The organism is Peribacillus sp. NPDC006672 (assembly GCF_050274955.1).
In the GTDB taxonomy this organism is placed as follows: domain Bacteria; phylum Bacillota; class Bacilli; order Bacillales; family DSM-1321; genus Peribacillus.
This window is the reverse complement of record NZ_JBNNOR010000006.1, coordinates 123,962-143,789: the sequence shown is the minus strand read 5'-3', so window position 1 is coordinate 143,789 and position 19,828 is coordinate 123,962. Positions and strand designations below refer to the sequence as shown.

The 19,828-nt window shown below is 36.9% G+C and carries 21 protein-coding genes and 1 pseudogene; 17 read left to right on the top strand and 5 right to left on the bottom strand.

The annotated features are described in order from the left end of the window. Positions 1 to 168 precede the first annotated feature (168 nt). The 10 genes from murQ to ACQKKK_RS11735 all read left to right on the top strand — a co-directional run bounded on the left by murQ (position 169) and on the right by ACQKKK_RS11735 (position 8,325). Entirely contained in the window at positions 169 to 1,053 is an 885-nt protein-coding gene (gene murQ / locus ACQKKK_RS11780) for an N-acetylmuramic acid 6-phosphate etherase (protein ID WP_427616351.1), read from the top strand. A 41-nt stretch (positions 1,054 to 1,094) separates the two neighbouring features. Beyond that, the gene (locus ACQKKK_RS11775; protein ID WP_061463755.1) at positions 1,095 to 1,400 is read left to right on the top strand and encodes a PTS sugar transporter subunit IIB; all 306 of its coding nucleotides are present in this window, start codon (positions 1,095 to 1,097) and stop codon (positions 1,398 to 1,400) included. Between the two features lie 49 nt (positions 1,401 to 1,449). Beyond that, a complete protein-coding gene (locus ACQKKK_RS11770; protein WP_427616350.1) occupies positions 1,450 to 2,739 on the top strand; it encodes a PTS sugar transporter subunit IIC in 1,290 nt (429 codons plus the stop codon). Between the two features lie 69 nt (positions 2,740 to 2,808). Further along, positions 2,809 to 3,093 carry a hypothetical protein gene (locus ACQKKK_RS11765; RefSeq protein ID WP_350299248.1) on the top strand — a complete coding sequence of 95 codons (285 nt, stop codon included), beginning with the start codon at positions 2,809 to 2,811 and terminating at the stop codon, positions 3,091 to 3,093. A 35-nt stretch (positions 3,094 to 3,128) separates the two neighbouring features. Continuing rightward, positions 3,129 to 4,475, top strand: a complete 1,347-nt coding sequence (locus ACQKKK_RS11760; protein ID WP_427616349.1) for a 6-phospho-beta-glucosidase — start codon at positions 3,129 to 3,131, stop codon at positions 4,473 to 4,475. 72 nt (positions 4,476 to 4,547) lie between these two features. Beyond that, on the top strand, positions 4,548 to 4,877 hold the full coding sequence (locus tag ACQKKK_RS11755; RefSeq protein ID WP_101222292.1) for a PTS lactose/cellobiose transporter subunit IIA: 330 nt from the start codon (positions 4,548 to 4,550) through the stop codon (positions 4,875 to 4,877). 15 nt (positions 4,878 to 4,892) lie between these two features. Beyond that, a complete protein-coding gene (locus ACQKKK_RS11750) occupies positions 4,893 to 5,978 on the top strand; it encodes a DUF871 domain-containing protein (RefSeq protein WP_427616348.1) in 1,086 nt (361 codons plus the stop codon). 52 nt (positions 5,979 to 6,030) lie between these two features. Then, a complete protein-coding gene (locus ACQKKK_RS11745; protein ID WP_427616347.1) occupies positions 6,031 to 6,927 on the top strand; it encodes an N-acetylglucosamine kinase in 897 nt (298 codons plus the stop codon). 25 nt (positions 6,928 to 6,952) lie between these two features. Further along, positions 6,953 to 7,819, top strand: coding sequence for a MurR/RpiR family transcriptional regulator (locus ACQKKK_RS11740; RefSeq protein ID WP_427616346.1), 867 nt, complete (start codon positions 6,953 to 6,955; stop codon positions 7,817 to 7,819). 119 nt (positions 7,820 to 7,938) lie between these two features. Further along, positions 7,939 to 8,325, top strand: a complete 387-nt coding sequence (locus tag ACQKKK_RS11735) for a GntR family transcriptional regulator (RefSeq protein WP_427616345.1) — start codon at positions 7,939 to 7,941, stop codon at positions 8,323 to 8,325. Between the two features lie 13 nt (positions 8,326 to 8,338). On the opposite strand, the gene ACQKKK_RS11730 is transcribed toward ACQKKK_RS11735, so the two are convergent. Together ACQKKK_RS11730 and ACQKKK_RS11725 are read right to left on the bottom strand one after the other, a co-directional pair. Beyond that, positions 8,339 to 8,959 (bottom strand): NAD(P)-dependent oxidoreductase, encoded by a 621-nt coding sequence (locus ACQKKK_RS11730; protein WP_427616344.1) that lies wholly within the window; start codon positions 8,957 to 8,959, stop codon positions 8,339 to 8,341. 386 nt (positions 8,960 to 9,345) lie between these two features. After that, on the bottom strand, positions 9,346 to 9,549 hold the full coding sequence (locus ACQKKK_RS11725; RefSeq protein ID WP_427616343.1) for a hypothetical protein: 204 nt from the start codon (positions 9,547 to 9,549) through the stop codon (positions 9,346 to 9,348). Positions 9,550 to 9,865: 316 nt separating this feature from the next. On the opposite strand from ACQKKK_RS11725, the gene ACQKKK_RS11720 reads away from it, so the two are divergent. Continuing rightward, positions 9,866 to 10,825 carry an MBL fold metallo-hydrolase gene (locus ACQKKK_RS11720; protein ID WP_427616342.1) on the top strand — a complete coding sequence of 320 codons (960 nt, stop codon included), beginning with the start codon at positions 9,866 to 9,868 and terminating at the stop codon, positions 10,823 to 10,825. Positions 10,826 to 11,181: 356 nt separating this feature from the next. Here the strand turns inward: ACQKKK_RS11720 and ACQKKK_RS11715 are convergent, their stop codons facing one another. After that, complete coding sequence (locus ACQKKK_RS11715) at positions 11,182 to 12,381, bottom strand: MFS transporter (RefSeq protein WP_427616341.1); 1,200 nt, start codon at positions 12,379 to 12,381, stop codon at positions 11,182 to 11,184. A gap of 25 nt (positions 12,382 to 12,406) precedes the next feature. Continuing rightward, entirely contained in the window at positions 12,407 to 12,997 is a 591-nt protein-coding gene (locus tag ACQKKK_RS11710) for a TetR/AcrR family transcriptional regulator (protein WP_427616340.1), read from the bottom strand. A gap of 562 nt (positions 12,998 to 13,559) precedes the next feature. On the opposite strand from ACQKKK_RS11710, the gene ACQKKK_RS11705 reads away from it, so the two are divergent. From ACQKKK_RS11705 to ACQKKK_RS11680, 6 genes and pseudogenes are all read left to right on the top strand, one after another. Continuing rightward, positions 13,560 to 14,039, top strand: coding sequence for a hypothetical protein (locus ACQKKK_RS11705; RefSeq protein WP_427616339.1), 480 nt, complete (start codon positions 13,560 to 13,562; stop codon positions 14,037 to 14,039). 129 nt (positions 14,040 to 14,168) lie between these two features. Continuing rightward, positions 14,169 to 14,480: a hypothetical protein gene (locus ACQKKK_RS11700; protein WP_427616338.1), complete on the top strand. Its 312-nt coding sequence runs from the start codon at positions 14,169 to 14,171 to the stop codon at positions 14,478 to 14,480. A gap of 855 nt (positions 14,481 to 15,335) precedes the next feature. Beyond that, positions 15,336 to 16,529: an NlpC/P60 family protein gene (locus ACQKKK_RS11695; protein ID WP_427616337.1), complete on the top strand. Its 1,194-nt coding sequence runs from the start codon at positions 15,336 to 15,338 to the stop codon at positions 16,527 to 16,529. Positions 16,530 to 16,722: 193 nt separating this feature from the next. Further along, positions 16,723 to 17,175, top strand: coding sequence for a GNAT family N-acetyltransferase (locus tag ACQKKK_RS11690; protein ID WP_427616336.1), 453 nt, complete (start codon positions 16,723 to 16,725; stop codon positions 17,173 to 17,175). A 325-nt stretch (positions 17,176 to 17,500) separates the two neighbouring features. Continuing rightward, a complete protein-coding gene (locus tag ACQKKK_RS11685; protein WP_427616510.1) occupies positions 17,501 to 17,812 on the top strand; it encodes a hypothetical protein in 312 nt (103 codons plus the stop codon). Further along, positions 17,748 to 17,912, top strand: a pseudogene (locus ACQKKK_RS11680) (IS110 family transposase); the annotation flags it as partial. The gene ACQKKK_RS11685 and the pseudogene ACQKKK_RS11680, both read left to right, overlap by 65 nt. A gap of 202 nt (positions 17,913 to 18,114) precedes the next feature. Here the strand turns inward: ACQKKK_RS11680 and ACQKKK_RS11675 are convergent. Continuing rightward, positions 18,115 to 19,548 carry a DHA2 family efflux MFS transporter permease subunit gene (locus ACQKKK_RS11675; protein ID WP_427616500.1) on the bottom strand — a complete coding sequence of 478 codons (1,434 nt, stop codon included), beginning with the start codon at positions 19,546 to 19,548 and terminating at the stop codon, positions 18,115 to 18,117. Between the last annotated feature and the right edge of the window lie 280 nt (positions 19,549 to 19,828).

Genomic DNA, 19,828 nt, shown 5'->3' with positions numbered 1-19,828 from the left:
TAATTTTTAATAGAATGATAACAACCATTTAGCTATCTACCGTTTATTTTAAAATTAATTTTTAAAAATGTATACACAATATTGAAATTAATTTTTAATAGTGATATATTCTCTATAGCTAAAAAATTTTCACCACTTTCACCACTGAAATAAAAAAGGATGATATGTATGCTAGAGCATTTAACTACAGAGCGTCGTAATGAAAAGACCATGAGTTTGGATGAAATGGGAACACTTGAATTTTTAGAGGTAATGAACGAAGAAGACATTAAAGTTGCCCATTGTGTAAAAAAAGAACTTCCGCAAATTTCTAAAGCCGTGGAGATGATCGTTGAAGCCATGAAAAAAAATGGCAGATTAATTTACATGGGTGCAGGAACAAGCGGGCGCATCGGCTTATTGGATGCAGTAGAATGTCCCCCGACATTCAATACCGATCCTAGTGAAGTAGTGGGGCTTATAGCCGGTGGGGAAAAGGCTTTCATTAAAGCAGTTGAAGGTGCTGAAGACAGTTTTGAATTAGCTCCTGAAGATTTGAAGAAAATCGAATTAACAAACAGGGACGTCGTAGTGGGCATTGCAGCTAGTGGACGCACTCCATATGTTATTGCTGGATTGGAATATGCCAATCAAGTTGGTGCAGGAACTGTGTCGATAAGCTGTAACAAAGGTTCTGAGATAGGTAAGATTGCAAATGTTGCGATTGAAGTTGTAAACGGGCCTGAAGTCCTGACGGGTTCTACCCGTTTAAAAGCTGGAACATCGCAAAAGTTAGTATGCAACATGCTTTCCACCGCCTCAATGGTTGGAGTTGGTAAAGTTTATGGTAATTTAATGGTAGATTTACAGTTAACTAATGAAAAGCTGGTCGAACGGGCAAAACGTATTATCATGGATGCTACTGACTGTAGCTATGAAATTGCAGATGAATTTTTAGAAAAGGCACATGCACAGCCTAAAATTGCAATTGTCATGATTTTAACGAATGTATCGTATGAAGAAGCCTCAAATCGTTTAGTGAAAGCACAAGGATTCATAAGAAAAACGATTTAACGCTTTTAATAAAAAAAATAAAAAAATTGGAGGAACAAAGAATGAAGGTATTATTCGTATGCTCAGGTGGAATGTCTAGTGCAATCGTTGTAAGCGCTTTAAAAAAGGAAGGGGAAAAACAGGGTGTAACCATAGAAGTATTGGCAGTCGGCACTCAAGAATTTGATGCAGAAGTACGAAATGGCTGGGATGTTGCAATGGTAGCTCCGCAAGTCAAACATCGTTTCGATGGCTTTAAGGCATCGGCGGATGAAGCGGGTGTCCCATGTGAAGCCATTCCAGCCCAAGCTTACAGTCCTCTTGGCGGACCCAAGCTACTAAAACTTGTAACCGAACTAGCAAAATAATAAACTAATTACTATTTCTTTTCACTAAACGTAAAAGGAGAAAACACGAATGGACAAGTTTGTAGCTTTTTTAGAAAATAATCTTTCAACACCTATGGCTAAATTGTCTGAGCAAAAACATTTACGCGCAATTCGGGATGGTGTGGTTTCTGCGTTACCTTTCATCATTTTCGGCAGTTTATTCTTGATCATTGCATTTCCGCCGGTTGCAGCAGATACTGCATTAGGTGAATGGTCTGCAAAACATATAGCTGAAATTTTAATACCATATCGATTAACGATGTTTATCATGACGTTATATATTACTTTTGGTATAGGCTACAGTTTATCTCAAAGCTATAAACTTGATCCGCTATCTGGAGGTTTACTCTCATTAGCAGCCTTCTTGTTCACAATAGGTGTAAAGATGATGGATGATGTGGGGTTTGTTTTGCCAATGACAAATCTCGGAGGCCATGGTCTTTTTGTAGGAATGCTTGTATCCATTTTTGCAGTCGAAATTTTACGTCTTTGTAAGACAAAAAATATCACAATTAAAATGCCGGATTCTGTTCCAACTTCAGTGGCCCGTTCATTTGAAGCATTAATACCAGTTACAATTGTATTGCTTGTTATGACTTTAATTACAGTCGTTTTTGCTGTTGATTTACATTCACTTGTTGATAAAGCGGTTGCACCACTCATCAGTGCAGGCGATACATTGCCAGGTGTATTAATTCCAGTATTTTTGATTACATTCTTCTGGTCATTTGGTATTCATGGCGTTTCAGTGGTAGGTGCCGTAGCTCGTCCGGTATGGGAAGTGTACTTGGGGAATAACTCGGCGGCAGTTGCAGCTGGAAAGGCAATTCCCCACATAGCCCCTGAAACATTCTTTCAATGGTTTATTTGGATTGGTGGGTCTGGTGCAACATTGGGTTTGGTAATAGCCATGCTCTTAACGGCTAAATCTACCTATAGTAAAGCAATGGGGAAAGCAACAATTGTGCCAAGCATTTTTAACATCAATGAACCTGTTATCTTTGGGATGCCGATTGTACTGAACCCGGTACTTATTATTCCATTTATCATTACACCGCTAATTGGTGCGACACTTGCATATATAGCAACGTCCATCGGACTTGTGAACCCGACATATGTAATGGTTCCCTGGACATTGCCCGCTCCAATAGGTGCCTACCTTTCAACAGGCGGTGATTGGAGAGCCGTTGTGCTCGTGATGGTGAATTTAACAATTTCGGTCCTTATCTATCTGCCATTCTTTAAGATGTACGATAAAAAGCTTTTAGCGCAGGAAAACGTGGTAGAAACAACGGATAATCAAAATATCGCTTTATAAGGAATACCTAAAAGGGAGTTTGGGACTAAATGCTCCAAACTCCTTTTATAAATTGAGGGGGGAAGGGATATGAATTCAACATCCAGAATTCACTTTTTTAGTTACAAAAGTGCCTTTCTATTTTTTAGCTTCATTCTTGTTTTTAATTTTATCTTTAACGGATTAATGGATGCCTTTGAGATTAATAAACAATTATCACTATACTTGGGAAATACCTTTGCCATAAGCGCAGGATTGACGATGGTTGTTTGTTTTGTTGAAGGTAAGTTTAAAAACAAGAAACATGCATCACTATTATTCTTGTCTTTATTAGCGGTGAGTGCACTGGTTTGCTATGCAATAATCTATAAATAAAAATTCAGATTAGCTAACTATGAGGTGTTAGGGGAATGGAAATGAAAAAAGGGTTGAAGATTGCCACAATTGGTGGAGGCTCTAGTTATACACCAGAACTAATAGAAGGTTTTATTAAACGATATGATGAGCTGCCAATTAGGGAACTGTGGTTAGTGGATATTGAGGCAGGAAAAGAAAAACTGGAGATTGTAGGAACCTTAGCAAAACGAATGGTTGAAAAAGCAGGACTTCCAATGGAAATACATTTGACGTTAGACCGCCGGCAAGCCTTGCAAAATGCTGATTTTGTCACGACGCAAATGAGAGTGGGATTACTTGATGCACGAATCAAGGACGAGCGGATCCCGTTGGAATTAGGAATAATTGGTCAAGAAACAAACGGTGCAGGAGGATTGTCCAAAGGATTACGAACTATACCCATTCTTCTGGAAATTGCAGAAGAAATACAGGAGCTCTGCCCTGATGCTTGGTTAATTAACTTCACAAACCCAGCGGGGATGGTAACGGAAGCCCTTCTCCGCTACAGCAAGCATAAAAAAGTCATTGGGGTATGCAATGTTCCATTTAATATGCATATGTCTATTTCTAGCATGCTTGGTGTGGATATGAAGAGAGTACACATAGATTTTGCCGGGTTAAACCACATGGTATTCGGGATGCATGTGTTCGTTGATGATCAAGAAGTAACAGATAAAGTGCTTGAAATGCTTGGCAATCCTGAAATTCAGCTGACGATGAAGAATATTGCCCCATTGGCTTGGAACAGAAGATTTTTGAGATCCTTAGGAGTGGTGCCTTGCCCGTACCATCGTTATTATTACAAAACGAAAACGATTTTAGAAGAAGAATTGAAAGCATTCAAATCAGGGGAAACTCGAGCTGAAATTGTGAAAAGATTAGAAGAAGGTTTGTTTGACCTATACAAGGATGAAACCCTTGACATCAAGCCTCCACAATTAGAGCAGCGCGGTGGAGCTTACTATAGCGATGCAGCGTGTAACGTCATTTCTTCTATTTATAATGATAAAAAAGACACTCAAGTGCTAAATGTACAAAACAAAGGATCGCTTACTGATATTGATTATGATTCAGCAGTAGAAGTAAGCTGTATCGTAACGAAGAATGGACCAATTCCTTTGGCTATGGGTAAATTACCCATACAAGTGCTTGGCTTAATCCAACAAATCAAATCATTTGAAAGAATTGGTGCAGAGGCAGCCGTTACAGGTTCTTATGATAAAGCGTTATTGGCTTTAACGATTAACCCGCTTATTCCAAGTGATGAGCTGGCGGAAAACGTTTTACAAAAACTTTTAAAAGCGCATGAAGAATACTTACCGCGATTCTTCAGTGAAAGTGCCGTACTGAATATTAAGTGAATGGTGTATCAATTGGGATTACAGTAAACCAATGAGCCTTCATAATCTAACATAAAATAGGAGTGCAATGATATGTCAACTGAAATGAACAATAACGAAATGGAAATTTTCGAAATAATATCACATAGCGGAAATGCAAGAGGATTAGCATTCGAAGCACTGAAAGAAGCGGAAGAATTTAATTTTGAAAGTGCAGAGGAACTAATTAAACAGGGCCAGGAAGAATTGAACTTGGCCCATAAGACACAAACCAAGCTAATTCAAGCAGAATTGAATGGAGTTCCAAGTGAAAAAACTTTATTAATGATTCATGCTCAGGATCACTTGATGACGGCAATGAGCGAACAAAAACTAATTGAACATATGATCCGCATTGTAAAAAAGCTAGCCCCACAACAGTAAAGAGGTGATTAAATAATGGGTAAACTTGGTATATCTATCTATCCAGAGCATTCAACCGTTGAAAAAGACATAGAATACATTGCACTTGCACATAAATATGGGTTCAAAAAGATCTTTACTTGCTTGCTTTCCGTCGAAGGTGACAAAGAGAAGATATTAAAAGAATTTAAAGAAACGAAAGTTTATGCCAATCAATTGAATATGGAAGTGATGGTCGATATTGCTCCCCGAGTATTCGGTTCGTTAGGCATTTCTTATAATGACTTATCGTTTTTTGCAGGATTAGGTGCATATGGAATCAGGCTGGACATGGGTTTTACAGGTAACGAAGAGTCGGTTATGACACATAATCCATATGATCTAAAAATTGAAATAAACATGAGCAATGCAACAAGATATTTAGATAATATTATGGATTACAAACCAAATAAAGAGAATTTAGTTGGATCGCATAACTTCTATCCGCATCGCTATGCAGGATTGAGCTATCCTCATTTTATAAAATGCTGTGAGTCATTTAAAAAGCATAATATCCGCACAGCAGCTTTCATCAGCTCACATGCAGCCACGTGCGGTCCTTGGCCTGTAACGGAAGGATTATGTACTTTAGAGATGCACCGGGAATTGCCCATTACAACACAAGCGAAACATTTGTATGCGACAGGGTTGATTGATGATGTAATTATTGCAAATGCCTACGCATCTGAAGATGAATTGAAGCAGCTTAGCCTGTTAAACAGCGGTCTGTTAACATTTAATGTTAACCTTCACGAAACCATAACAGCACTTGAGAAAAAAATAGTATTGGAAGAATTCCATTTTTACCGTGGCGATGTTTCCGATTATTTAATTCGCTCGACCCAATCACGCGTGAAATATAAGAACGAAGAATTTAAACCAACATATACGCCTGATATTCGGCGCGGTGATATTTTAATTGAAAATGAGCTCTATGGACAATATAAAGGGGAATTGCAGATTGCATTAAAGGAAATGAAGAATTCGGGGAAAACAAATGTAGTTGGCCGAATATCAGAAGAGGAAATTTTTCTTCTCGATTATTTGGAACCATGGGGGAAATTCCAATTCAATATTAATTGATCAGGGAAGGAAGGTGATATTCCTTTCCTTTTTTACTGAATAGGAGAATAATATGAATTATATTATCGGAGTTGACGGCGGAGGCACTAAAACTGAGGCAGTGGCTTATGATTTAGATGGTAATAAAATTAGTGAAGGCATAGCGGGGTTTGGAAATCTGCTTATTAATGAAAAAAAATCCATCGCTAACATTATACAGGCAATTGAACAATGCGTAATGCCCATTAACAATGGAAGCTGCCATTACATTTGCTTAGGATTAGCCGGGTATGGAGGAGTTGAAAATCCGCAGGGCATAAAAAGTGCATTAAGCAGGGCATTTAAGGCCCCGTTCATCATTGTAAATGATGCAATTATTGCTCATGCTGCTTTGCTTAAAGGAAATGATGGCATTTTGACCATATCCGGAACTGGATCTGTAAGTATCGGCATCCATAAAGGAATCGAGAAATCTGCTGGTGGATGGGGACACATTCTTGGGGATGAAGGAAGTGGCTATTGGATCGCCATGCAGGCTTTTATAAAAATGACGAAAGAAGAGGATGAGGGATATAGCTATAGCCAGTTAACCGAGACAATACTTGAAAAACTTGGCTACAATAGTGTTATGGAACTGAAAAAATTCATTTATTCCGCCACGAAATCCGAGATTGCCGCGTTTGTTCCCCTGATTGTCCAACATGCGGAGAAGGGCGATAGTTTCTCGCAAAATATTCTGAATCAGGCCGGGTACCACCTTTCAAAACAAACGCTTGAGGTTATCAAGAAGTTGAAGTTAAGTGAGAATGTTACAATTGCAATAAAAGGTAGCATATTGACGAATATACCATTGGTGCAAAGCTCTTTCATCAATCATATTAAACTTGAAAACCCGAATGTGAAATTTGTTTTAGAAGACGTATCAGCTACCTTGGGTTGTTACTACATAGCAATGAAGCACTTAAAGTAAGTAAAGATCAAGGAGAGTAAATCATATGCACGTCGAAAATATTATATTGAGAATTGAAAGTTTATTGAACCAGTTGCCTAAATCAGAAAGGAAAATTGCCCAATATATCTTAGAAAATCCAAAAGATATTATAAGAATGACGATACATGAATTAGCTGATCATGCCAATGCCAGCAGTTCGGCTGTAACGAGATTCTGTCATTCAATAAAAGTTAACAGTTTTTCTGAACTGAAGGTATCCCTATCATCCCTGATTTCCCAACCGGAGAAAAAAGGTTTCCATGACATTGAGCCTAATGAAACAATAGCGTCCATTAAAAATAAAATAGTCTCCAACTCTGTACAAGCTATACAAGAAACGGCACATTATTTGGATGAGGCCGTTCTTGACAATATCATTGAAACCATGAGGAGTGCAGATGTAATTTATGTCTATGGTTTAGGAGCTTCATGGCTAGTTGCTGAAGATATTACACAGAAATGGTTACGGTTAGGAAAGATTGTAAGTGCCAATCAAGACCCGCATATTACGGCCACTGCGCTTGCTGCATCATCAAAGAACACCGTTTTTTTCTGTATTTCCAATAGTGGTGAAACTGAAGAAGTTCTGGAACTCGTAGATATTGCTAAAGCATATGGAATTAAAACAATTGGTTTATCGCGTTTGGGGAACAATGGACTAACTAAAAAAGTTGATATGTCCCTAAATCATGTACGTGCACCGGAGGCTAAATTCCGTAGTGCTGCAACAAGTTCGCTTTTTGCACAATTTCTAACGGTCAGCATTATTTTCTATGCATATGTTTCAAAATTCTATAATGAAAATAAAAATGAAATCGAACGTTCAAGGGAATCGGTATTGAAATTCACAAAAAGGAATTTGGATACTTAGAAAGGTAAGTCTAACCTTATATAAGCCATTGATCAGATCAATGAACGTTTTTTAGCTTGAGATGTTTCCAACCGGGATGTCTTTTAGAATTTATCACGGTGAAAGGATATGTTCGCTAGATGATCCAAAAGGATTCTCCGAGTCCCATTTATCTTCAACTTGAAGAGGAGATAGAAGCGGTTCAAAGCTTTGAATTGGTGCCAGGAGTGATGATTCCTTCAGAAAAAGAATACACTGAAAAATATGGAATAAGAAGGATGAAGGTTAGACAGGCCATTTCTAACCTTGTGAATGGCGGTTATTTATACAGGTGGCGCGGAAAGGGAACGGGAGCAGCATTTGCATGGATTGGATGTACGTTTTTTCAAAGAAACGTTCCTGGATTTGGCCTAATTAAAACAGAGAAAAAGCCCTCCAAAAAGGTTTTGAAGGGCTTTTTGGCGGGTGAAAAAATAAATTTGTTTTTCCATAATCGGCGGTTTTTGTTAACTCATTTGTGTGTGTAGCAAAAGAAGATTATTAGTAGGCGATACCTACACGTGATTTTATATAATCGCTACTTTTTATGAGACTAAATGTAAACTCTGCTGTATCCGGCACGGATATTTCTAAGCCGTCCTCCGGCAAAAGATTAACTTCTACACGGTATTTACCTACACTTTCCCCATCCGGCAAATACGTAGGACAGACAATAGTCCATTCGAGTGGTGACTGTTTTAGCATATCGTAAACTTTATGATGTTCTATCGCTGCACGGGTAGACTTACGCTTTGATTCAATTGACTGATAGCGCAGTAAATTTGGGGTGGTTCTGCTTTGCAGGATACCTGCAGTTCCTATAGTGATAATTCGTTGTATTCCTTCATCTTCCATTGCTTCGATAATTAGTGGCATACTTTCTGATAGAGTGGTTGTCCCATCAGTATTCAGTGCACTAATAACTACATCAATCCCATGCATTGCATGTGAGATATCACCTTTATTTAAAACGTTACCTTGAATAATAGTTAAATTTTCATTATTTATTTGAAGCTTCTCTGGATTTCGAACTAATGCAGTAACATGATGTCTATCATGAAGGGCATAAGTAACTATTTGACCTCCAACTCGTCCAGATGCACCTAAAATTAAAATATTCATGAGAATGAACCTCCTTTTTACAAATACAAATATTACACTACATTTTAAAAGTTATTATATCGTCTTTTTCAATACTGGTATATCCTTAACGTTATAACTTCTGGTTTTGCTGACAGTACTCCAAAAAGGAGAGCTACAAAAATCTTTCTTAAGTAAATCTAACCAACATTTAGAAAACAATACAAAAAGGGCCACCCAAAAGCTTTATGAGTGATCCCTTTGAAAATGTTCTCTTGATTGAAAAGATCTGACTTCCTTTGGTAAGAAGTGACTCTATCTTTTCTTCTCGCTTTTTTTTTTGAATCATTTAATCGGAGGATAGTTGAAAATATAAAGGTGGATTAGGTGGCTCTAAAAACATGCCATTAGCGAGCACAATTCCTTCTCTAATATTCCTGTCCTTCTTTCGATTTTAGAAAAGAAACAACTGATTCATCTAATAATTTTTCCCGATTTGGATCTTCATTGACATCTGTATCCACTTCCATTTCTTGTTTAAGTATGCCGAAAGTATCATCTTCTGTCTTTAATCGACTGTCCTGACTTTTATGTTGGGCTGGATGATGGTCATTATTTTTTTGATTTGGCATATAAACTCCTTCTTTAACATGTATTTTTTTATTTAGTATGAACAATTGATCCAAAATAAAATCCAATATTTTTTATGGATTATATTCAACTTCTTTCACGAACTTTGACCTGTAATTAATAATCTTCCGCTTTCTTGTTGTTCTTGATGAAAGGTTAAACTGCTTTAGGTTAAGTTGATTGAATATTAAAAATATTGTAATATTTATTTGATGAAAGTAATACCGAAACGTTGTTTTGTATTCGAAACAAACACTCGAAAGGATGCTGGAACGGATTCCTATTAGTAAAGTCAAATAATTTAAGGAGGATTTTGCTATGAAGAAAAGAATAAGGAATACCTCTATTTGCTTTTTGTTGGTAGTTTCAATACTACTATCATTATTACTTCCTTCTTTTGGTCAATCAGCTGGAATGCAATCGAATTTTAAAGTAACTCTATTAGGAACAGGTTCGCCTATTTTAAGTACATCTCGGTCCGGTCCTGCTACCCTTGTGGAAGTTGGTAATGAAAAACTCCTCTTTGATGCAGGCCGTGGAACTGCTTTGCAATTATATAAAGCGAATATGTTACCAGGCAGCATTGACAAGTTATTCCTTACACACTTGCATTCGGATCATACGATTGGCATCCCAGACATATGGCTTACAGGTTCTTTGCCAACAGGTGGGAAAAGAGCGCCAGCATTTAACATTTGGGGACCTAAGGGAACAGAGAAAATGATGTTACATATGAATAAAGCTTTTAAAGCCGATTTGGATGCAAGGGAGGAATCTGGAAATGGAAACGTTGAAGGAGCAAGTATTGTAGCACATGATATCAAGGAAGGCGTCGTGTATCAACAAAAGGGAATAGAGGTAATAGCCTTCAAGGTTGACCATAAATCAATTGAACCTGCTTTCGGTTATCGGGTTAATTACAAAGGACATTCAGTAGTTATCTCAGGTGACACCCGTTATAATGAAAATCTAATTCAATTTGCTAAAGGTGCTGACGTAGTCATTCATGAGGTTGCAGCCGCAAGGCCTGATAATGAATCAGAATCAATATCCAATATTCTTGATCTTCACACTACACCCGAGGAAGCAGGTAAAGTCTTTAGCCGAATACAACCAAAACTTGCTGTGTATTCACATATTGTATTATTAGGTGGATTAACAGAAGAAAAAGCTAATTTACTCGGAAGAACAAAAGAAACATATGAAGGAACAGTTGTAGTAGGAGAGGATTTGATATCCATTGAAATAGGCGACAAGGTACAAGTGCTGCACCCGTGAAGGACGAGCTTCAGCTGGCATGTTCTTTAAACCTATTAATCAATGCGATAAGCGTTTGGAACATGTGCTACCGTCAACATTTTGACTTATAAACCAGGCTAAGACTCTTCCAATAAAAAAAACGATATCCCCAGCGCACCGGCTCATGACTATTATGATATAAAAACCTAAAAGTCCTCATCGAGCGAAAGCTTCTAACACCTAGAGGCATAAAGACCCCTTGCCCAAAATGGACAGGGGGTCTCTATTCAAAAGAAAAGTATAATACAAGTTTAAGAGTTTTCCAGCTCGAAATATACTTTAATAATCATATTAGGGCAATCTTGGTCTTTAATTATCCAGATGGCGCCTCGTTATTAAGCTAATCTATCTGCTAATCGGTTTTCTTTCCAAATGACTGTAATACCTAGGCCAATGACCATAATGACAGCAGCAAAAAGATAAGGATAGTGGATGTTTACGTCAAATAGTATTCCTCCCATTGCTGGTCCGAAGATATTCCCTAAGCTCGTATAGGTTGAGTTCATTCCAGCAACAAACCCTTGCTCTTTCCCGGCGGTTTTCGATAAAAATGTCGTCAATGCCGGACGAAGCAAGTCAAATGCAAGAAAGACGAAGCTAGTTACCACCAGTACTGCCAAAAAGCTAGATATCAAAGTGGAAGCCACTGCGAATATTGCGCCGATGATTAAACATAATTGAATCAACTTCTTTTCACCAAGGATATCTACCAGTTTTCCAAACATAAATACTTGCACAACAACTCCGAAGATTGAGCTTATTGTAATGATAGTTGCAATATCCTTCGGCGTGAAGCCGAATTTATGATCAGAAAATAGGCTAAAAACAGTTTCATACGCTGATAAACCAAAAGCGAGTACAAATACGATGATAAACGCAATAAAGTAAAGCGGGTTAAGTGATCTTTTTAAATCGCTAATAAAGTTTGTTTGTTTTGCATTAGCAGAAACCTCTGCAAGCTGTTCCTTTGTTAGCGGTTCTTTTAACATAAATATTGATGAAAGGCATGCTAAAAAAGCAATGGCTGCCGCAAGAAAGAAGGGCAAGCGTATACCATATTCCGCAATAAAGCCACCGATACCAGGTCCGATAATAAAGCCCAAGCTAATGGCGGCCGAAATATACCCCATTGCTTTTGGCCGTTCCTGAACTGATGTAATATCTGCAACATATGCAGTAACACCTGGCATTATAAAGGCGGCACTAATTCCCCCTAGGATCCTTGATATATATAACACGGATACGTTCGTGCCTACACCAAAGATAAGTTCTGAAACACCAAAAAGGAATAAGCCGATAATGATGACTTTCTTTCTGCCGTAACGGTCGACCCAACGACCTGCGAATGGTGACATAACAAGTTGTGATACCGCAAATACGGCAACAAGATAGCCCATCGTACTTCCTGATAAATGCATGATATTCATAAACGATGGCATAACGGGGATGATGAGTCCAATTCCTAGAAAGGCAATGAATATATTGCTAAGAAGAATAATTAATATCGCCTTTTGTTCCTTAATTGGTTTATTCATGTATTAACACCTCTTTCTATGTGAATCATTTTTGTGAAATACCTCTCCAAAATACTTTCCAAGAGGATGCTAATTTATCGTTCAGCCGTTGCTCATCATTGCCGTATACAAGCTCCAGCAGAATGGAATCCACTACTCCTAAGAAAGCAAAGGTCGGCGTAGTTGCTGCTTCTTCGACGATTAATTTAGCATTGATCCAATCCTGAAATTTTCCTTCCAATATCGCCTGCACCTTTTCCTCGATATCCATGACTTCCTGTCCGATTGCTTTTTCAAGATGGGCTGGCGGAAAAAAGGACATACGCAGCCAAAACTTTAAATGCTCATTTTTTTGGAAAAGATCGATGGTCAATTTTAGAAACCCGTATAAATCTTTTTCAGGATTTTTTGCATCAACTTTACTGAAATATTGGAGCTTTGAAGATAGCTCGGCCTCTTTCGCATCACGTAAAACTTTCAGAAAAAGATCATCCTTGCCTTTAAAATGGGCGTAAATGGATTGCTTTTTCATGCCGACTTCTTCAGCTATTAGAGATAGTGATGCTCCTTCATAACCATGGATCGTAAAATATTTTAAAGCTGCTTCCTTAATTTCATTGCTTTTCAATAATATCACCTCTAATTTAACGAACGTTCGTCAGTTATATTAGCAAATTAAATAAATATAAGCAAGCAGTTTAGTTTATAGAAAGGTTTGTAATCAAACTGTTTTTTTAAAATTGTATACTTAATTACTTATAACAGAGGGTGCCGCGGCCGTCTCAGGGCAGTTTAGTTGTACAAGGTGCTGATATAATATGAATATCATTAATTTTTGAAAAAAGGCGGACAATGTATGGATAGTGATGTAAGAATTGATTTCTTATTGCAAACACAATAAAAGAGACACGATACTTAAAAGAATCTGTTGAAGTTAATGAAGAGTTGCAGGGGTATCTTCAGATTAATGAAGAATACAGTAAAAGATATACGGAAACAACGAAGCGTTACTGAAAAGTTAATAGCAATTGGTAATTAAAGTATTTAGGATTAAACCCAACACAAATTGAGTATCTTGTTGATTGAACGAGTGCAATAGTTCTTTAATGTCTGTGAAGGTCAACTCTTTTTATGGAACTAAAGTGGAAGTTTTAAAAAAAGTGATAAAATAAAGGGATATTAGTTGTGAGGTGTAAGAAATGAAAACCATTTTAGAAGGGTTCTTCGAGTTAAAAGAAATATTAAACTCGTTCAACGGGCTCGAAAAAGATTATAATTGGCTACTTACAGATTTAGATTGGTCAAACCCAGAAAATTACCTTGATTACTTTGAAGATTATCGGATTTTTGACGACCTTCATAATAACTTCTGGATTACAGGCGAAAATCTAAAGAAACTTGCTAATAATAAAGATTTTTATTTTATTTGGGGTGTATTTTCGGCATTTGATAAAAACGAGAAAATTGATTTAGATGACATTAAAGTAGAACCATATGCAGACGGCAATCCAAATCTTTGGGGGGGAACTCCAAATATCCAACATCCTAAGGCAAAAGTTGAATTGGTTTTGTGGGACTCTTCAGCGATTCTACTTCTTAGTAAAGATAATGATTTATCAAGAAACTTCAGAAATACTTTTGAAGGTTGGAAAGATTTAAATTACTATAATCAGTCGTAAAACCTTTTCGAACTATATAGAACAATTAAGCCGTTTCAAGAACGTGCTAAGATGCGTCTTTTTGGCATTGCTGGAATAATGGGTTTTTGTGGTAATATAAGCAGGAATAGAATAATAGGGAGGATAACTATGGAAGGGTTGGAAATTTACGATTTTTTAAGATTAGTTTTTATTACTTTTATAATTAGTTTAATTATAATTTCCATTATTTTATTGGCTAAGAAACGAAGTAACCTTGTTAATGGATTCACAGTTAGTATTACTTCAATAATTTCAATAATTGTTTCTGGTATTAATCTTATTATTATGGGATACATTGCTGATGAATTAAATATAGCAGGAGACGTTATTTCCTCATATATGTTTCTTATAATTTTAGGGTTAAGCATATTTAATTTGTATATTTACTTTAAAAATAAAAACAGTATTATTAGTGCCTAATAAATAAATTTTGTTTTTAAAGTAACAGATACTTTACTTCAATAATAGAATTGCTTTGAAGTGCAGCTCTTTTTCTTATGGAGCTAGGGGCAGAAGAGTGGGGGGATTTAGTGAAGTATTTCTTGAAATTAAATACAGGTAGTATTTTGCATGCCTTTAATGATATTTGTTCCTCTCGAACGTATGGTTAATGAATATAGGATTAGTAGACTGACGGGATGGAATATTGGTACTGTAAATACATTAACTAGTGTAGCTATTGTTGTTGAATTTAATTTATATTTGGTACAATCGTACTCTTTCTCCTGACAAAAAAGTGGTTGAATGGTTGATGTTAGTTTGGTGTCTAACATTTACGGGGCAGTTCAAGCGTCTACAGTCTGGAAGGCCGCCAATGGCGGCCTTTTGATGTTAAGTCAGAAAATATGTCGGATAAATAATGTAAATATACTATAATTTTATTTGTTAGGTCGAACAATCATTTTTCAGATTTGATTGTTTTTTTCATTTTATTGTTATTAAATGAAATTTTTAATGATTTCAATGATCATAAGGATAGTTTTTTCTCTAATCATAGCAAGTATTTGGATTGCTGCACCAATACTACTTTGATGAAATCGTCCATTATCACCGCCTTAGATCCATATTAAGTTTAATCAAAGATAAATTCTTTGATACCGAATTGGGCGGAGGGAAAATCAATTAATGGGACGGATTAGCTCAATAAGAAAAAGTGGAAGGTAATCCAATTAATAGTATTTTTGTGTTAAAGTTGTACAGGGAATATTTTATTAAGAAGGAAGAAAATCTGCATGACAATATTAAGATATTTTTAGTTATAAAGGAAGGGATAAAATGGGGAAAAGAATATTAGGGAGTATGTTGCTTTTATTGCTAGGCATGGTTAGTTTTACTTTTTTACCTGGCTTAAAAGTTGAAGCGGCAGATCGAGTGCACACTGTATCCTCTCAAGAAACGGTAGAATCGATTGCAGCGACTTATGATATATCGGCAGAGCAATTAATGAAGACGAATGGTTTACCGGATGATAAGTTATATGTGGGCCAGCAGTTAATCATTAAGACTGTATATACTCCTTCCATCTATCAATGGTCAGAGAGAGGGAAACAGATTGGAAATTATGCAAAAACCTTTACAGGATTTAAAAAAACGGCTGGAGAAGAGACACCTATAAATGGTTTCGATTCTAGCGGATTGATTTATTGGGTACTCTCCCGACAAAAGGTGCCCATCGACCGTTTGTCAGTTGAAGGCTATTATAAGCAAGGAATGGTTACAGATACCCCTAAGACTGGAGATATTATATTTTTTCTTGAAAAGGAAAGCTCAAAAATCGTGACGGCTGGGATCTATCTGGGGGGAAATCAGTTTGTTAATTCTGGATATGGAGCAGAGACAGTTCAGGTGAGATCTATCACAGAAAAGTATTTTGCACAATTCCAAGTCGCGTATAAAACGTATACACCCAAGGGAGAGCATGTCGTTCAAAATAATGAAACCCTTAAAAGCATCTCGGAAAAATATGGTGTTTCTGTGGGTACAATCAAAAAGCGTAATGCTTTACCAACTGATAGCTTGATGCAGGGGCAGTATCTTCAAATATACAGCAATCCCCTTTATCCATTTTATGCAAATCAAGAGGCTTCCTATGATAAAGCTCTTGATGTCATCAAGTATGCATATACTCTCCGTGGGTTTACTTATGCTTTAGGAGAATATGATCCGATTATTGGAATGGATTGCAGCGGTTTTATCTATTGGGTCATGAAGGAGCAGGGCATTTCCGTTAAACGTGGTTCGGCAGCGGACTACTATTCCTTGCTGCCGAAACTCAAAAATCCAAAGGCAGGGGACTTAGTATTTTTTAGAGATACAGATTCAAGTAAAGAGATAACCCACGCAGGTATTTATCTAGGGGATGGTCTCTTTATTCATACAACAAAAAATACTGGCGTTCATATATCTGATCTTACTTCAAGTTATTTTGCTCAGAAGTTCGAAAGTTTTGGGCAAATCAATATGGACTAACATAAACACTTGAGAATGAAGACTGCTTGGATTTACTATTAATATGGTCCCCTTAAGGTACAATTGCTATCTAGAGGGGATTTTATCAATTGAAAAGCTGGGTTAAAATTCATCTTCAATTAACGAGTCCGATATTCTAGTAAGGATTTCACTTGAAAAAAATTTATAAAAAAGATAACGAAGGGAGAGTTATATGCAAATTATTAGTGTTAGAGAACATCCAGAGTATAAAGAAAAAGCGATTAAATATTTTCAGTGTAAATGGGCAAATGAAAACAGTATGAAAGTATATGAGGACTGTATTACACACAGCATAACAACGGACAGTCCGTTTCCTATTTGGTATTTAATGGAGGATTCAGGGGAAATTGTTGGCTGTGCAGGTCTAATTAGCAATGATTTTATCAGTCGTATGGATTTATGGCCTTGGATATGTGCTCTTTATATTGAAAACAGCTATCGTGGCAGGTCTCTAGGGAAAGAGCTTCTTTCCCGTGCTAAGACCGATGCCCAAAAAGCAGGATTCAATAAAGTTTTCCTTTGTACTGACCACATTGGATACTATGAAAAATATGGATTCTCTTATATAGGTGATGGATACCATCCTTGGGGAAGTAGTTCAAGAATTTATGAGAGCAATAACTAACATGGTCATTTTTTAGGTTAGCGCTTTTCTTAATGACAGGTGCACTGGCTTAAGATCGAACCTGTCTTTTATGCAGCTTTTTCTTTATGCAACTATCGGGAAAGTTTTGTTGAATAAGAATCCTTTTATTTCACTCGAATCAATGGAGTTATATGGTAATACAGAAGTGGAGGAAAATTGATTTTTAAAATGGAAAATCCAATCATTGGTGGTGTGACTCTCATTGAAAACTCTCTAAAAGATGTATGAGCATTTAAATTGGGCTAATCAACGTATTCTTAAAACATTGCAAAGTATTGAAGATAAAATTCAAAAGGTGAGCCGTTTGTTTTCCCATATCCTGCTTGCAGAAAAAGTATGGATAACTAGATTACGAGGATTTGACAGTTCACGACTGCCCATCTGGTCAGAGGTCGATATAGAAGTCTGTGCAGAGCTTGTTATGCAAAATAAAGAGAGCTTTACAACGTTTCTTACTAATTTATCACATACTGACCTAGATAAATTAATATTCTATACAAATAGTAAAGGGGAAGAGTTTAAGAATCCTGTCCGGGATATTAGGAATTTAGCTTTTGGACCCCCGGAATTTGTCAAGGCAACAGGAAATCGTAACAAATATGTATGTGTAAGCTAAACTTCAGTTTCATACCACTTTAGATCAAGTGTTTCCTGAATATCGAAAAGTTTTTGGCGATCTATATTCAAGGGCTTCTTTATTGATATTAAAATACTTCTTTATCCATACTATTCCTCCTTCAAAATTGATACATATATTACTTTATAAATAATCATGCTTGTAGCAAATCAATTTTAATATTCAATACATGGAATTCCCTACTACCAATGAATATTTAGAACAGATTCACTATAAGCATGATCACTAATAAATTGTTCGGAATTCTTCCTTTTTCATTCAGTGATTGAAATTATGCTCTCTTAAGACTCTTTGATCATAACTTTTTGTACTTTAGTACCAGAATCTTCCTCAGAGGCTTGCCCTACACGTTTAATAAAAAACGAAAGAATTAATCCAATAATTCCAATTGCTATAATTACAACATAAGCATCATTAATGCCCTGAATGGTGGCTTCTACTATCATATGTTCTTGACCTGCCATATTTCCTCCAGTGGACATCATTTCTTTAAAATGTGTTTCGGTACGGTTCGTCATAACTGTTACAAGAAGGGATGTACCAACTGCGCCTGCTACTTGTCTAATGGTATTGGAGATTGCTGTGCCATGAGCAGTCAAGCTGGAAGGCAATTGATTTAAACCTGCAGTTTGAATAGGCATAAGCATCAGTGCCATTCCGATACGACGGCCCGTAGACATGAGAACTAAATAGGTATAGCTAGTTGAATCTGTCAAATCAATAAAGCCGATCGTTGTAGTAATCGTAATTATTAACCCAATTATGGACAGCCATTTTGCACCATATCGATCAAACAGCCTACCTGTAATAGGCATTAAGAAGCCCATCACAAGCGCACCGGGGAGAAGTAACAATCCGGATTCTAAAGCTGTGTAGCCGCGTGCACTTTGTAAGTACAGTGGAAGCAACATCATATCTGCATACATAACCATGGTAACCGCAATGTTAATAATGGTTGTAAGGGAGAACATTTTATACTTGAAGGCCCGGAGATCCAGCAGTGGATCCTGAGAAGTTAACTGCCTCCAGGTAAAAAGTCCAAGTGCTGAGACTCCTACTGCAATAGATACAAGTACTTCACTACTGGACCACCCTTCACTGCCTGCTCGGCTGAAGCCATATAACAGAGTGCCAAACCCTATAGTAGAAAGGATTACACTTATAATGTCCATCTTGGTGATAACTTGTTCCGAGACATTCTTCAGGAAAATAAAGCCGAAGATAATCACCAAAAGGGTAAACGGAATCATACCATAGAACATTAATTCCCATTCATAGTTTTCCAGGATATATCCTGCTAGAGTAGGACCGATGGCAGGCGCAAAAATGATCGCAAAGCCTACCATTCCCATGGCTGCCCCTCTTTTATTAGGAGGAAAGATTGTGAAAATGACATTCGTAAGTAGTGGCATAATAATGCCAGCTCCCGCTGCCTGAATCATGCGCCCAGTCAAAAGAACCGGAAAGTTTGTTGCTACAGCTGATACTATCGTGCCTGCAAGAAAGATTAGCATCGAAGCTAGAAAAAGCTGGCGGGTGGTGAACCTTCGCATGAAATACGCTGTGATTGGAATTAGAATACCATTCACTAGCAAATAGCCAGTTGTCAGCCATTGTGCAGTTGCCGCCGAAATATTAAAATCAACCATTAGTTCTGGGGTTGCAACACTCATGATTGTCTGATTTAGCGTGGCTAGAAAAGCCCCCAAAATCATAATGAACAAGATAGGTCCTTTTTTAATGGACCTACTAGTTGTATTGATACCTTTACTCAAACTATAAACTTCCTTTCTATTTCTCACTAGATTTATTTTACAATGTGTAAGATAATTAACACTGTATAAAACAGATTATAGTTAGGAATTTCCGTTCTTACAATTTACAATAAAACGCAAAATGTAAATTAGTTTACACTAAATCTAATTGTGTTGTTTATTTGGGGAATATTGTACATTACCTAAAGAAATTGTATATTTTAATACTAAGGAGAAAGGA